The following is a 14140-nucleotide window of genomic DNA, read 5'->3' as shown; positions in this document are numbered from 1 at the left end:
CCCGGGCGGCGCAGGTCGCCGCTCAGATCCAGACACCCGAAAGGACAGCCCAATGAGCCATCTGCTCGACAAACTGAACTTCTTCCAGAGCAAAGAGCTGGAACAATTCTCCGACGGTTGGGGTCAGACCACCCGCGAGAACCGCGATTGGGAGGACACCTACCGGAACCGCTGGCGGCACGACAAGATCGTGCGCTCGACACACGGGGTGAACTGCACCGGGTCGTGTTCCTGGAAGATCTATGTCAAGTCCGGCATCGTCACCTGGGAGACGCAGCAGACCGACTATCCGCGCACCCGGGCTGGCCTGCCCAACCACGAGCCGCGCGGCTGTGCGCGGGGGGCGTCCTACAGCTGGTATCTCTATTCCGCAAACAGGGTAAAGAACCCGCTGATCCGCGGCGCCCTGATGCGCGCCTGGCGCAAGATGCGCGAAACGATGACGCCGGTCGCCGCTTGGGCCGCGATCCAGGACGATCCAATCCTGCGGGCCAGCTACACCAAGACGCGCGGCAAGGGCGGGTTCGTGCGGGCAAGCTGGGACGAGGCGACCGAGATCGTCGCTGCCGCCAACGCCTATACCGCCAAGACCTATGGCCCTGATCGGGTGTTCGGCTTCTCGCCGATCCCGGCCATGTCGATGGTCAGCTACGCCGCGGGCTCTCGCTACCTGAGTCTGCTGGGCGGCACCTGCATGTCGTTCTACGACTGGTATTGCGACCTGCCGCCCGCCTCGCCTCAGACCTGGGGCGAACAGACCGACGTGCCGGAATCTGCCGACTGGTACAACGCGGGCTTCTTGATGCTGTGGGGATCTAACGTGCCGCAAACGCGCACGCCCGACGCGCATTTCTATACCGAGGTGCGCTATCGCGGCACCAAATCCGCAGTGGTCAGCCCCGATTATTCCGAAGCAGCGAAGTTCGGTGACATCTGGCTGAACCCGCAGGCCGGGACGGACGCCGCGCTCGCGATGGCAATGGGCCACGTGATCCTGCGCGAATTCCACCTCGATCGTCAGGCCGAGTATTTCGAGGACTATGCCCGCAAATACACCGACATGCCGATGCTGGTGCGTCTCGACGAAAAGGATGGGCGCCTTGTTCCGGGCCGGATGCTGCGCGCGGAAGATTTCGACGACAAACTAGGCGAGACCAACAATCCCGACTGGAAGACTGTGGCCTATGACGAGGCCTCGGGCCAGATCGTGGCCCCCAATGGGTCCATCGGGTTCCGCTGGGGCGAAGAGGGCAAGTGGAACCTCGAACAGCGTGCCAAGGGGACCGAGGCGCAGTTGCGCCTGAGCCAGATCATGGAGGGCCATCACGACGAAGTGGTCGGCGTCGATTTCCCCTATTTCGGCGGTGCGGCCACGGGGGATTTCGTCAAATGCGACCATCCCGATGTGTTGACCCGCAACATCCCGTCTCGCCGCGTTACCTTGGCCGATGGCTCGGGAGCCCTCGTCGCTACCGTGTTCGACCTGTTTTGCGCCAATTACGGGCTTGATCGTGGTCTGGGCGGCGACTGGGTGTCGCAGGATTTCAACAACGACAGCCCCTACACCCCCGCCTGGGCCGAAAAGATCACCGGCGTGGAGCGCGAAAAGATCATCGCGGTCGCCCGTGAATTCGCGGGTAACGCCGAAAAGACTCATGGCAAATCCATGGTCATCCTCGGGGCCGGTCTGAACCACTGGTATCACATGGACATGAACTACCGTGGCATCATCAACATGCTGGTGATGTGCGGCTGTATCGGTCAGGAAGGTGGCGGTTGGTCGCATTACGTCGGGCAGGAAAAGCTGCGCCCGCAGACCGGCTGGCAGCCTCTGGCCTTTGCGCTCGACTGGAACCGCCCGCCGCGGCACATGAACTCGACCTCCTGCTGGTATGCCCATACCGATCAGTGGCGCTATGAAACGCTCCGCGCGGGCGAGATCCTGTCGCCCACGGCGCCCGATGGCGACTGGGACATTTCCCTGATCGACTACAACATCCGCGCCGAGCGCATGGGTTGGCTACCCTCAGCCCCTCAGTTGAAAACCAACCCGCTCGAGGTATCGAAAGCTGCGAAGGCGGCAGGCAAGGAGATCAAGAATTTCGTCGTCGAGCAGCTGCAATCTGGCGACTTGGAGATGTCCTGCCAAGATCCGGACGCACCGGAGAACTGGCCGCGCAACCTGTTCGTGTGGCGGTCCAACCTATTGGGGTCCAGCGGCAAGGGGCACGAATACTTTCTCAAGCACCTTCTGGGCACCGATCACGGCGTGATGGGAAAGGATCTCGGCGAAGAGGGCGGCGTGATGCCGAAAGAGGCCGTCTGGCATGACGAGGCACCCAAAGGCAAACTCGACTTGCTGGTCACCATCGACTTCCGGATGTCGACCACCTGCGTCTACTCCGACATCGTGCTGCCGACAGCAAGCTGGTACGAAAAGGACGATCTGAACACATCGGACATGCACCCGTTCATCCACCCGCTGCAGGCGGCGGTGGACCCGGCGTATGAAAGCCGCTCGGACTGGGAAATCTTCAAGTCGATCGCCCGGAAGTTCAGCGAGGTCGCCCCCGAAGTGCTGGGTGTCGAGACCGACATCGTCCAACTTCCGCTGCTGCACGACACTCCCGGCGAATTGGCGCAGGCCCATGTGAAGGACTGGAAGAAAGGCGAATGTGACCTGATCCCCGGCAAGACCGCGCCGAACTACATCGCGGTCGAGCGGGATTATCCCAACCTCTACAAGAAGTTCACCTCGGTCGGTCCGCTCCTGGAGAAACTCGGAAACGGCGGCAAGGGGATCACGTGGGACACCAAGGTCGAGGTCGGCCATCTGCGCGACCTCAATGGCGTGGTGCAGGACGAGGGTGTCTCGAAGGGGCACGCGAAACTCGAAACGGCCATCGACGCGGCCGAGATGATCCTGATGCTGGCGCCCGAGACCAACGGCGAAGTGGCCGTGAAGGCGTGGGAGGAACTCGAAAAACCCACCGGTCGCCACCATGCGCACCTGGCCGAGGGCGCGTATCACACCAAGATCCGCTTCCGCGATATCGCCGCCCAACCACGCAAGATCATCTCCAGCCCCACATGGTCGGGGATCGAGTCCGAGGAGGTCTGCTACAACGCGGGCTACACCAACGTCCACGAACTGATCCCGTGGCGGACCCTGACGGGCCGACAACAGCTCTACCAGGATCACCTGTGGATGCGGGCCTTTGGCGAAGGCTTCGTCAGCTACCGCCCGCCGGTCGACCTCAAGACCATCACAGCCGCCGTCAACAACGACGCGGCCGAGGGCAGCCCGCATGTGGTGCTGAACTTCATCACGCCGCACCAGAAATGGGGCATTCACAGTACCTATACCGACAACCTGTTGATGCTGACACTGAACCGGGGCGGGCCGGTGGTCTGGATGTCCGAGATCGACGCCCAGAAAGCAGGCCTCGTCGATAACGATTGGGTGGAAGCCTATAACATCAATGGCGCACTGACGGCCCGCGTCGTCGTTTCCCAGCGGATCAAGCAGGGAACGCTGTTCATGTATCACGCGCAGGAAAAAATCGTGAACACGCCCGGATCGGAAAAGACCGGCAATCGCGGCGGCATCCATAACTCGGTGACCCGGGCCACCCTGAAACCCACCCACATGATCGGCGGCTACGCGCAGCTGTCCTACGGCTTCAACTACTATGGCACCGTTGGCAGCAACCGAGATGAATTCGTCATCGTGCGGAAAATGAAAAAGGTTGACTGGCTCGATACGCCCGCAACCCGCAAAGTGGAGGCAGCAGAATGAAAGTTCGCGCTCAAATCGGTAAGGTTCTGAACCTCGACAAGTGCATTGGGTGTCACACCTGCTCAGTGACCTGCAAGAACGTGTGGACCACCCGCGAGGGTGTGGAATACGCGTGGTTCAACAACGTGGAAACCAAGCCAGGCACCGGCTATCCGACCGACTGGGAAAACCAGAAACGCTGGAACGGCGGCTGGGTTCGGTCGGCCAGCGGCAAGCTGCACCCCAAACAGGGAGCCAAGTGGCGGATCCTGGCCAACATCTTTGCCAACCCCTCCATGCCTGAGATCGACGACTACTACGAGCCGTTCGATTTCGACTACGACCACCTGAAATCGGCGCCCGACATGAACGCCTTTCCCACCGCACGCCCCCGGTCAAAGATCACTGGCGAACGGATGGAGAAGATCGAGAAAGGCCCGAACTGGGAAGAAATCCTCGGCGGTGAATTTTCGAAGCGGTCGCAGGATTACAATTTTGAGGATGTGCAGAAAGAGATCTATGGAGAGTACGAAAATACCTTCATGATGTATCTGCCGCGTCTGTGCGAACATTGCCTCAATCCCACCTGTTCCGCCTCTTGCCCCTCGGGCGCGATCTATAAGCGCGAGGAAGACGGCATCGTCTTGATCGACCAAGAGAAATGCCGAGGCTGGCGGATGTGCGTCTCGGGCTGTCCCTACAAGAAAATCTACTATAATTGGGAAAGCGGCAAATCCGAGAAATGCACCTTCTGCTATCCGCGCATCGAGAGTGGTCAGCCGACGGTGTGTTCGGAAACCTGTGTCGGGCGCATACGGTATCTGGGCGTGATCCTCTACGACGCCGACAAGATCGAAGCGGCGGCAAGCAGCGAACGCGAGACCGATCTCTACGGCGCGCAACTCGATGTGTTCCTTGACCCCAACGACCCCGAGGTGATCGCCGCCGCACGCCGCGATGGCGTGCCAGAGGACTGGATCGAGGCCGCCAAGGTCAGTCCGATCTGGAAAATGGCGATGGATTGGAAGGTCGCCTTCCCGCTGCATCCCGAATACCGCACCTTGCCGATGGTTTGGTACATCCCGCCGCTCTCACCGATCCAGAACGCGGCCGAGGCAGGACAGATCGCGATGAGCGACCAGATGCCCGACGTGCGGTCCCTGCGCATCCCCGTCAAGTACCTCGCCAACATGCTGACGGCGGGCGACGAGGAGCCCATCGTTTACGCGTTGGAACGGATGTCGGCCATGCGGCTCTACATGCGGGCGCTGAGTGTGGACGGTGTGCGCGACGAGGCGATCGCCGCCCGCGTCGGCATGTCGGGCCGGATGATCGAGGACATGTACAAGATCATGGCCATCGCCGATTACGAGGACCGCTTCGCGATCCCCACGGCGCACCGCGAGCAGAACGAAGAAGGCGCCGACATCCGCGGCGGCTGCGGGTTCACTGATGGAAACGGCTGTTCTACCGGCGAGACGGGCAAGACCAGCCTGTTCGGCGGTAAGAAGAAATCCTTTGCCCTTCCACTGGAGTCATTCTGATGATGGACCGTACACTCAAGGCGCTTTCGCTGACTCTCAGCTATCCGGGCGCAGAGCTTCAAGGCGCAATGCCCGAGATTAGGGCCGTTCTGGGCGCCGATCCTCGCATCGCACCCGACACGCGGGCGGCGTTGCAGGCGCTTGCCGATGGGCTCGGGCAGGGCGATCTCTTCGACGTTCAGGAAAGCTATGTGATGCTCTTCGATCGCTCACGGACGCTGTCGCTGAACCTGTTCGAACATGTGCACGGCGAAAGCCGGGACAGGGGCGGGGCGATGGTCAGCCTGATCGAAACCTACCGGGAGGGCGGGTTTGAGCCTGCCACCACGGAACTGCCCGACCACCTGCCGGTGCTGCTGGAATTTCTGTCGACGCGTCCATCGTCCGAGGCGCGGGAAACCTTGGCAGATGCGGCCCATATTTTCGATGCTTTGGCTGGCCGGCTTGTGCGGCGCGAGAGTAGGTATGCCGCCGCGTTCGCCGCTCTTTCCCAGCTTGCCGGTGCGCAGGCCGACACAAACGCAGTGGCGGATATGCTGGCGCAGCCAGACGACGACCCCACCGATCTGGCAGCGCTCGACGCAGTCTGGGAAGAAACCGAAGTCACCTTCGGACCCGACCCAAACGCGGGCTGCCCGCAGGTTCGCGACATGCTTTCTCTGATGGACAAGCCCGCTCCCAAAGCGGCTACCGCCCCCACCAACATGAACAGGAGCGCATGACATGTTCGCCAATCTCGACATAGACTTCATAATCTTCGGCATCATGCCCTATGCGGCGCTGACGATCCTTGTGGTCGGGTCCATCGCCCGATACGAGCGCGACCCGTTCACCTGGAAAAGCTCCTCCAGCCAGTTGCTGCGCCAGAAGCAGTTGTTCTGGGGCTCGATCCTGTTCCACGTCGGCATCATCACGGTCTTCTTCGGTCACCTCATCGGCCTGTTCACGCCGGTTTGGGTACTTGATGCGGTGGGCGTTCCCTATTGGTTCAAGCAATGGCTTGCCGTCATCATCGGCGGCCCGGCGGGAATCGCGGCCCTGATCGGCTCGACCATGCTTTTGCACCGGCGGCTGGTCGATCCGCGTATCCGGGTCACGTCCAGCTTTGCGGATATCGGCATCATGGTGCTGATCTGGCTGCAACTCGCAATCGGTCTGCTGACGATCACCCAAACGCTGCAACACATGGACGGCGCCGAGATGGTCCGCTTCATGACCTGGTCACAAAGCATCCTGACCTGGAACATCAACGCCTGGACCACGATGATCGATGTCCACTGGCTTTACCGGTTGCACATCTTCCTGGGCCTGTTGATCACCGCGCTCTTTCCGTTCACCCGGCTGGTGCACATGATCTCGGGATTTGCAGCACCCTTCCGCTACCTGCTAACGCGGCCAGGCTACCAAATCGTGCGCTCGCGCCGGACCCGTCCGCTGAACGACCGCCGCCGCGCCTATGATGCCCGGCAGGGTAAGACCGGTCCCAAAATCACCACACCTGCGGAGTGAACGCGATGAACATGGCCCTGTTTCCCGATGTTGTCGTGAACGATGAAACCATCCCCTCGGCGGCCATCGCCGCCGAGGCCCAAAACCACACGGCCCCCAAGGACAAGCCCGGCATCGCCTGGCGCAAGGCGGCCCAAGCGCTCGCGATCCGTGCTCTGCTTCTGCAAGAGGCAAAGGCACGTAGCCTGACGCCGGATCCCCTTGAGCTGGCCCCCGGCCGCTTTGAGACTGAAGAGGAGGCCCTGATCCGCGCCCTTCTGGACGAGGCGCTGACCATCGCGCCCGTGTCGGACGAGGCGGTTCACGACGAATGGGCGAAGGATCCGGACCGCTACCGGTCCGCACCGCTATGGGATGTCTCGCATATTCTGTGCGCCTGTGACCCGCGTGACGAAGCTGAGCGCGCGCCAGCCGAAGCACGGGCCACGGCCCTGCTGGCCCGTCTGGACGGGGACGCCAAGGGCTTTGTCGCCGCCGCCCGTGAAAGCGATTGCGGCTCCAAGGCATCGGGTGGCCATCTGGGCCAGCTTGGCCCGGGCGACACCGTGCCCGAGTTCGAGGCAGCACTTCGCGGCCTGACCGAAGGCACCATCAGCGTAGCACCCGTTCTGTCACGGCATGGCTGGCACATCATCCGCCTCAACGCCATCGCACCGGGGCAGGTGCTTCCCTTTGATACCGTCGGCCCGAAAATCGCGCAGGCGTTGGAAAAGGCGGCTTGGGCACGGGCATCACGTGATTTTGTCGAAACCCTGGCCCAAGGCGCAAAGATCACCGGCGCCAGTCTTGCGCCGATCTGAAACCCGCGAAAGGACGTGTCATGCAACCGTCAGAGCCTCTGCTGCGTGGGAGCGGTGAGAAGCCGACGAGCCTGGGCCTGCTTGCAAATCCTCTGGATTTCATCAGCGAAGACCACCTGCGCGAACGTCAGGTTTGCGCGATGATCGACCGGCTGGCAACGGCAGACGCTCTCAATCGCCGGGAAGTGACAACGGTGCTGCGCTTTCTGAACGAGGAACTGAATGTCCACCTGCGCGACGAGGCAGAGGACCTGTTCCCGCTTCTTGCCCGGCGCTGCACGGCTGAGGATGCGATCGAAGGTGTGATCGACCGGATCAGGGCAGATCAGGATGAGGCGATGCGTCTGCTGCCCGAGGTGCGTGCGATGTTGGCCGGGTGCCTTGATCGGGGGGGTGATCTGTCCGCCAGGGAGCGCGGGGTGTTGTCCAGGTTTGCGGGGCACGTGCGCCGCCACCTGGTGGCCGAGAACGCAATCCTCTTGCCGATTGCCCGGGTCCGGCTGACTCGGGCCGATCTGCGGATCCTGTCGAAACACATGCGGTCAAGACGCGGGCTGCCAGATTTTTCGGAGACGACCGATGCTGAATGACCTCTTGGCGCGCAACGTGGCGTGGTCGAAACAACGTCACGACGAGGAGCCAGACTATTTCACCCGCCTTGCCGCCCTTCAGGCGCCCGAGTTCTTCTGGATCGGCTGTTCGGACAGCCGGGTGCCGGCCAACGTGGTCGCGGGGTTGGATCCGGGCGAAGTGTTCGTCCATCGCAACGTCGCCAACATCGTTCATTCCTCGGACATGAACCTCCTGTCGGCGCTGGAATTCGCGGTCGATGCTCTGCATGTCCGCGAGATCATCGTTTGCGGCCACTATGGCTGCGGCGGGGTCAAGGCCGCGACCGAGGATCTGCCACACGGTCTGGCCGATCACTGGCTCGAGCCGATCCGGCGCCTGGCCCGCGCTTACGCGGTCGATTTGGGGCGCGAACCCGACCTCGAAGGACAACGTGACCGGCTGGCCGAACTGAACGTCGTCGAAGGCGTTCGGCGTGTCTGCGAAACGCCGATCCTTCAGAGGGCATGGCGTCGCGGGGCTGATGTCTGGGTGCACGGCCTGATTTACGGGCTCAAGGACGGGCGCCTGCGCGATCTCGATTGCAGCATCGGGCCCGGGCATTTCCAGCCTACCCATTCCGCCGAGGAGGCAGCACAATGACCATCCATCAAGCCATCGCGTCACCGGGCTGCGGCTGTGACAGTCAGGACATGCTTCACGCGCTGATCAGCATCGACGAGGCCCTGGCCCGGATTGCAGGAAATGTAGCACCGGTCGGCCGCACCGAGGCCTTGTCGCTCGGCCACGCCTTTGGCCGCATTCTTGCCCAGCCGGTCCGGTCCCGGTCCATGGCACCGGCTTTCGATAATGCGGCAATGGATGGCTATGCGATCGCGACATCGGCCCTGACTGGCGCCGGACCCTGGGTGTTGCCTGTCGTTGCGCGCGTGCCTGCCGGGCAGGCGGTGACGACGCCGGTTGCAGGAGCCGTGGCGGCCCGGATCTTCACGGGCGCGCCAATCCCGGATGGCGCGGACGCGGTCGTGATGCAGGAGGAGGTTCAGCGTGACGGGGACGTGGTTCATCTGTCGCGCCGACCTGGATCGGGACTGAATATCCGCCGTGCGGGCAGTGACATGGCCAGCGGCGCGACCGTCCTCGACAAGGGGCAGAGGCTCGGCCCGAGGGAGATCGCCGCCTGTGCCGCCGCCGGTGCAGGCATCCTGCGCGTTCGGCGCAGGCTACGCGTGGCATTACTGGTCACCGGCGACGAGGTTCGGCGCGCCGGAGGCGCGCGTGAGGCCGCCCAGATCTGGGACGTCAACACTCCGATGCTGACGGCAAGCCTTGCAGCTGCGGATGTCGACATCGTTGCCTCGGATCATGGTGCCGACAACCTTTCCGGCCTTGTCCGTCAATTGGGCGACATGGCGGCGCAAGCCGATCTTGTCGTCACCACGGGCGGTATCTCGGTGGGCGAAGAAGATCATGTGAAGTCGGCCGTCATGGCATTGGGCGGCAAAGCCCTGTTCAGCGGCGTCGCGATCAAACCGGGCAAGCCGGTGTCGGTCGGCCGTATCGGCAAGGCTCAGTGGCTTGGCTTGCCCGGCAACCCGGTATCAGCCTTCGTCACATGGCAAGTCTTCGGACTGGCGCTGATCCGTGCCCTGAGCGGCGAGGGACCCACTCCGACCCGGCGCCATGTCGTGACCGCAAGCCCGATCCGCCGCAAGCCCGGGCGCTGCGAACTCCGGCCCGTCAGGTTGGCCGGTTTCGATGCCCATGGTCGCGAGATCGTCGGTTTCGAGGATGCCACACATTCGGCCCGTGTCGGCCTGCTTTCCGCGGCGGATGGATTGATCTTCCTGCCCGCCGACGCCGAGAGCCTGCCAGCCGGTGCGCTGGTCGAATTCCAACCATTCTGCCAATCCTGAAGGAGCCCGAACATGAAACTCGCCTACACGATGGCGCCGGGACGCGGCGATACGGATCTGGTGCTTGAACGGCTGGCAGCAGACCTCGCGGCCCGGGGCCTCAGATGCTGCGGCACAGTCCAAATCAACAGCGAGCGCGCCGATGCTGGCCCTTGCGACATGGATGTGCGGGTGCTGCCCGCTGGTGCCGTTCTGCGCATCAGCCAGGACCTCGGCCCGCAGGCGCGGGGGTGCCGCCTCGACCCGACCGCGCTGGAAACGGCGGTCGCAATGGTTGCGGCCAGCCTGTCCTCCGGCGCCGACCTGCTGATCGTCAACAAGTTCGGCAAACACGAGGCCGAAGGGAGAGGGTTGCGTAGCGTGATCGCCGAGGCGGTCGCGATGGATATCCCCGTTCTGGTCGGCCTCAACGCGCTCAACCGACCGGCCTTCGAGAGTTTCGCGGAAGGGCTGGCAGTTCAGCTACCGTCTGATCCCGCGGCGCTGATGGCTTGGGTGAACGAGATGACCGCGTCGGCTGACATGCTGGTCTGATTTCGGCCGATTGTCGGGGTCTGTTTTTTATCTTTCCGAGTTGAAGGTCGGGCGGTCACTGAAAAAGAGCATGTTCTGCCCGGTTTCGGAGTTGGCCCGGCTTTTCAAAAATTTACATAAACTTCATTATGCGTGACTGACGCTGTTTCGTGTCATGGTGTATTGACGGTCATCGCTACTCGCCCTAGTAGCATTTGCAACACCAAGTACCCGGAACTGCATGCAAATTGGTCATCTGTCTCTAAGCACCGATTTTCGATTTTTCTGCTCCCTCACCTTCGAATGTAACATATATCGCGTGGCGATATTTCGTGCACCGTGTGTGAATCCCGGAGACAATATGGACAGCGGAAACTGTCGGATGATCTGACCGTCGCGGAGTAAAATTCCGCATCTTGAGCCCGATGCGAATGAGCTGAGGGCGGGAGATGTATTCTGTGGAACTGTACAACCGGGTGCGCCGGGCGTGCCATGTTGAAGGGATGAGCAAGAGCGAAGCGGCGCGGGTGTTCGGGATTGACCGGAAGACGGTTGCGAAGATCCTGAAGCACTCGGTGCCACCGGGCTACCGGCGTTCGAAGTCGCCGGTGCGGCCGAAGCTCGATCCCTTCATTCCGATTATCGACCAGATCCTGGAAGACGACAAAAGCCAGTTGAAGAAACAACGGCACACGGCGAAGCGGATCTTCGAACGGCTGCGCGACGAGCACGGGTTCACTGGCGGCATCACCATCGTCACCGACCATGTCCGGGAGAAGAAACGGAGGTCGCGCGAGGTGTTCGTACCGCTGTCGCATCCGCCGGGGCATGCGCAGGTTGATTTCGGCGAGGCGGTTGGCGTGATTGGCGGTGTCAAATGCAAGCTGCACTACTTCGCGATGTCCATGCCACATTCGGACGCGCTCTTCATAAAGACATACCCTGCCGAGACGACCGAGGCGTTTTGTGACGGGCATGTCGCGGCCTTCACGTTTTTTGGCGGCGTGCCGGTGTCGATCCTGTATGACAATACAGAGGTGGTCGCGGGATTTCGGACCAGGTGTTAAGCTGTAGCGCCTGAGGAAGAACGCACAGAAATGACCAAACGGAAACGCTATTCGGCAGAGTTCAAGGCGAAGGTTGCTTTGGAGGCCATCCGCGAGGAGCTGACGACGGCCGAGTTGGCCAAGAAGTATGACATCCACCCTACCATGATCAGCGGCTGGAAACGGACCGCGATTGAGAACATGGCACAGGCCTTCAACGGTCCGTCGACTGCCGAGCCGCCGATATCAACGGCAGAGGTCGAAAAGCTGCACGCAAAGATCGGGCAGTTGGTCGTGGAACGGGATTTTTTGTCGGAAGCCTCCAGTCTCGTCCCCGGCACTGGAGGCAAAAAGCGGTGAAGAAAGACCATCCCGATCTCAGCCTCCGGCGGCAATGCCGCCTGCTGTCACTGGCACGCTCAACTCTCTACTATCAGCCGCGCGGGGAAAGAACCGAGAACCTGAAGCTCATGGAAATCATCCATTGCCCGGCAGGCGATTTGCATCTGCAAATCTGCCGGGAGGGGACCGGCAGTTCCTCGAGACGCCCTGGTACGGGTCGCGGCAGCCTCTCGGCCGATTGCTGTGCAATCGCCTGCCGGCCAACGAATGGCCCGTCACATGCAGCGAGAGGGGCACAGATGCGGCCGCCACCGTGTGCGGCGGCTGATGAGGCTCATGCGACTGGTGCCGATCTACCAGGAGCCTAAGACCAGCAGGAAGCATCCCGAGCACAAGATTTACCCGTACCTCCTTAAAGGCTTGGCAATCAGCCGGCCCAACCAGGTCTCCCTCTCGGCGATGTAAACATCGCCTGCCGGGCAACGGGTGTGCCGACATCAGCTACATCCCTATGCGCCGGGGATTTCTCTACCTCGTTGCCATCATGGACTGGCACAGCCGGAAAGTGCTGAGTTGGCGGCTGTCGAACAGCATGGACGCGGGATTCTGCCCCTCTCGGCAGATTTGCGTTGCAAATCGCCTGCCGGGCAATGGTACGAGGCTTTGAAAGAAGCGCTGGCCGGATACGGCACCCCCGAGATATTCAACACCGATAGTAATAGTGTGATGGCCATCTTCCGACAGTTCTCCCAGGCACTTGCAGCATTGGGTCGACCGAGAGGAAGCTGGTACCGCAAGGTGTTCCAGGCCTCCTGACCCAAACAGCGATCGACCGGGATTTCCGTGTCATTCCCTGGACCTGTCGGAGGCCTGTGGGCATCGGGCGGTGAGGCTCCGCCTCAGCTGTGCCTGTGACCCGAGAAGGGCCTGACTTTTGTCACTTTACTGTCCTGTCCAGACATTTGGCCGATGCGGATCAATTCATTCCAGCATCGGAGACACACATGCCCAAAGACCACAACACTGTTGATCCCACAACAATTGCCCAGGTTACTGCCGGGGTCGATACACATAAAGACCTTCATGTCGCGGCCATTGTCGATGCGCGGGATCAGCTTCTGGCAACGGAAACATTTGCCACGACGCGTCATGGATACAAAAGAATGCTGACCTGGATGCTGTCATTTGGAGAGCTGGAGCGCGTCGGCATTGAATGCACCGGGACCTACGGGGCGGGGCTGCTGCGCTATTTTCAGCATGCCGGCATCACGGTTCTGGAAGTGACGGCACCGGACAAAGCAGACCGGCGGCGGCGCGGCAAGGACGACACGCTCGATGCGGTAAACGCGGCTCATGCAGCTTTCTCTGGAGCCCGGACCGTCACACCCAAAAGCCGGGATGGCATGATCGAGGCGTTACGTGTTCTGAAAACCTGCAGGAAAACAGCAATCTCCGCCCGCCGTGTTGCCCTTCAGATGATCCAGACCAACATTGTGAGCGCCCCGGATCACCTGCGGGAGCAACTCCGTTCCATGAGCCGGATGCAACTGATCCGGACACTTGCAGCGTGGCGCCCGGATCTGTCGGACGGAGGGAACGTAACATCGGCCTACAGGATCGCACTGAAGTCGCTTGCACGCCGGTATCTCGAGCTGACCGATGAGGCCGCTGACCTCGATGCCCTGATTAAGGAAATCATCGACAGCCTGGCACCGGATTTGATCGCACGCCCGTCCATTGGATATGAAACGGCGGCACAGCTTTTGATAACCGCTGGCGACAATCCCGACCGTTTGCAGTCGGAGGCGGGGTTTGCAGCACTCTGCGGTGTCAGTCCCGTTCCGGCGTCATCGGGGAAAGTTCAGCGCCACCGTTTGAACCGCGGTGGAGACCGGGCTGCCAACTCTGCCCTGCACATCATCGCCATTGGCCGTCTGCGAACCGAAGAGCGAACAAAAATTTATGTTGAGCGACGGGTCGCAGACGGCCAATCAAAAATGGAGGCGATCCGATGTCTGAAGCGCTACCTTGCCCGGGAGGTTTACCACATCATCCGGAAACGAAACCTCGAGATCGCCCGGACCAAATCAGCCCTTGACTGTTAGAAGGGCGTCCAAGGATC

At 61.6% G+C, this 14140-nt stretch carries 10 protein-coding genes and 2 pseudogenes; all 12 read left to right on the top strand.

The window, feature by feature from the left end:
• Window positions 1-52 precede the first annotated feature (52 nt).
• The 12 genes and pseudogenes from ACP15P_RS22055 to ACP15P_RS22000 all read left to right on the top strand — a co-directional run bounded on the left by ACP15P_RS22055 (window position 53) and on the right by ACP15P_RS22000 (window position 14123).
• Window positions 53-3799 (top strand): nitrate reductase subunit alpha, encoded by a 3747-nt coding sequence (locus ACP15P_RS22055; protein WP_424930621.1) that lies wholly within the window; start codon window positions 53-55, stop codon window positions 3797-3799.
• On the top strand, window positions 3796-5322 hold the full coding sequence (gene narH, locus ACP15P_RS22050; RefSeq protein WP_424930620.1) for a nitrate reductase subunit beta: 1527 nt from the start codon (window positions 3796-3798) through the stop codon (window positions 5320-5322). The genes ACP15P_RS22055 and narH overlap by 4 nt, the downstream gene beginning before the upstream one ends.
• A gap of 2 nt (window positions 5323-5324) precedes the next feature.
• On the top strand, window positions 5325-6044 hold the full coding sequence (gene narJ / locus ACP15P_RS22045; protein ID WP_424930640.1) for a nitrate reductase molybdenum cofactor assembly chaperone: 720 nt from the start codon (window positions 5325-5327) through the stop codon (window positions 6042-6044).
• 1 nt (window position 6045) lies between these two features.
• Window positions 6046-6831, top strand: coding sequence for a respiratory nitrate reductase subunit gamma (narI, locus tag ACP15P_RS22040; RefSeq protein ID WP_424930619.1), 786 nt, complete (start codon window positions 6046-6048; stop codon window positions 6829-6831).
• A 5-nt stretch (window positions 6832-6836) separates the two neighbouring features.
• Window positions 6837-7631, top strand: coding sequence for a peptidylprolyl isomerase (locus ACP15P_RS22035; RefSeq protein WP_424930618.1), 795 nt, complete (start codon window positions 6837-6839; stop codon window positions 7629-7631).
• Window positions 7632-7651: 20 nt separating this feature from the next.
• Window positions 7652-8221 carry a hemerythrin domain-containing protein gene (locus ACP15P_RS22030; RefSeq protein WP_424930617.1) on the top strand — a complete coding sequence of 190 codons (570 nt, stop codon included), beginning with the start codon at window positions 7652-7654 and terminating at the stop codon, window positions 8219-8221.
• Window positions 8211-8843, top strand: a complete 633-nt coding sequence (locus ACP15P_RS22025; RefSeq protein ID WP_424930616.1) for a carbonic anhydrase — start codon at window positions 8211-8213, stop codon at window positions 8841-8843. The genes ACP15P_RS22030 and ACP15P_RS22025 overlap by 11 nt, the downstream gene beginning before the upstream one ends.
• Entirely contained in the window at window positions 8840-10117 is a 1278-nt protein-coding gene (locus ACP15P_RS22020) for a molybdopterin molybdotransferase MoeA (RefSeq protein ID WP_424930615.1), read from the top strand. Before ACP15P_RS22025 ends, ACP15P_RS22020 begins: the two co-directional genes overlap by 4 nt.
• 12 nt (window positions 10118-10129) lie before the next feature.
• A complete protein-coding gene (locus ACP15P_RS22015; RefSeq protein ID WP_424930614.1) occupies window positions 10130-10651 on the top strand; it encodes a DUF2478 domain-containing protein in 522 nt (173 codons plus the stop codon).
• 428 nt (window positions 10652-11079) lie between these two features.
• Window positions 11080-11670, top strand: a pseudogene (istA, locus tag ACP15P_RS22010) (IS21 family transposase); the annotation flags it as partial.
• A gap of 57 nt (window positions 11671-11727) precedes the next feature.
• Window positions 11728-12741 (top strand): annotated as a pseudogene (locus ACP15P_RS22005) (transposase); the annotation flags it as partial.
• A gap of 281 nt (window positions 12742-13022) precedes the next feature.
• Window positions 13023-14123 carry an IS110 family RNA-guided transposase gene (locus ACP15P_RS22000; protein WP_424927820.1) on the top strand — a complete coding sequence of 367 codons (1101 nt, stop codon included), beginning with the start codon at window positions 13023-13025 and terminating at the stop codon, window positions 14121-14123.
• Window positions 14124-14140 lie beyond the last annotated feature (17 nt).

Origin of the sequence: Amaricoccus tamworthensis, from assembly GCF_049800875.1 — a bacterium.
GTDB lineage: Bacteria > Pseudomonadota > Alphaproteobacteria > Rhodobacterales > Rhodobacteraceae > Amaricoccus > Amaricoccus tamworthensis.
Note: the sequence above shows the minus strand (reverse complement) of the source record. Positions and strands in the feature narration are given on the sequence as shown.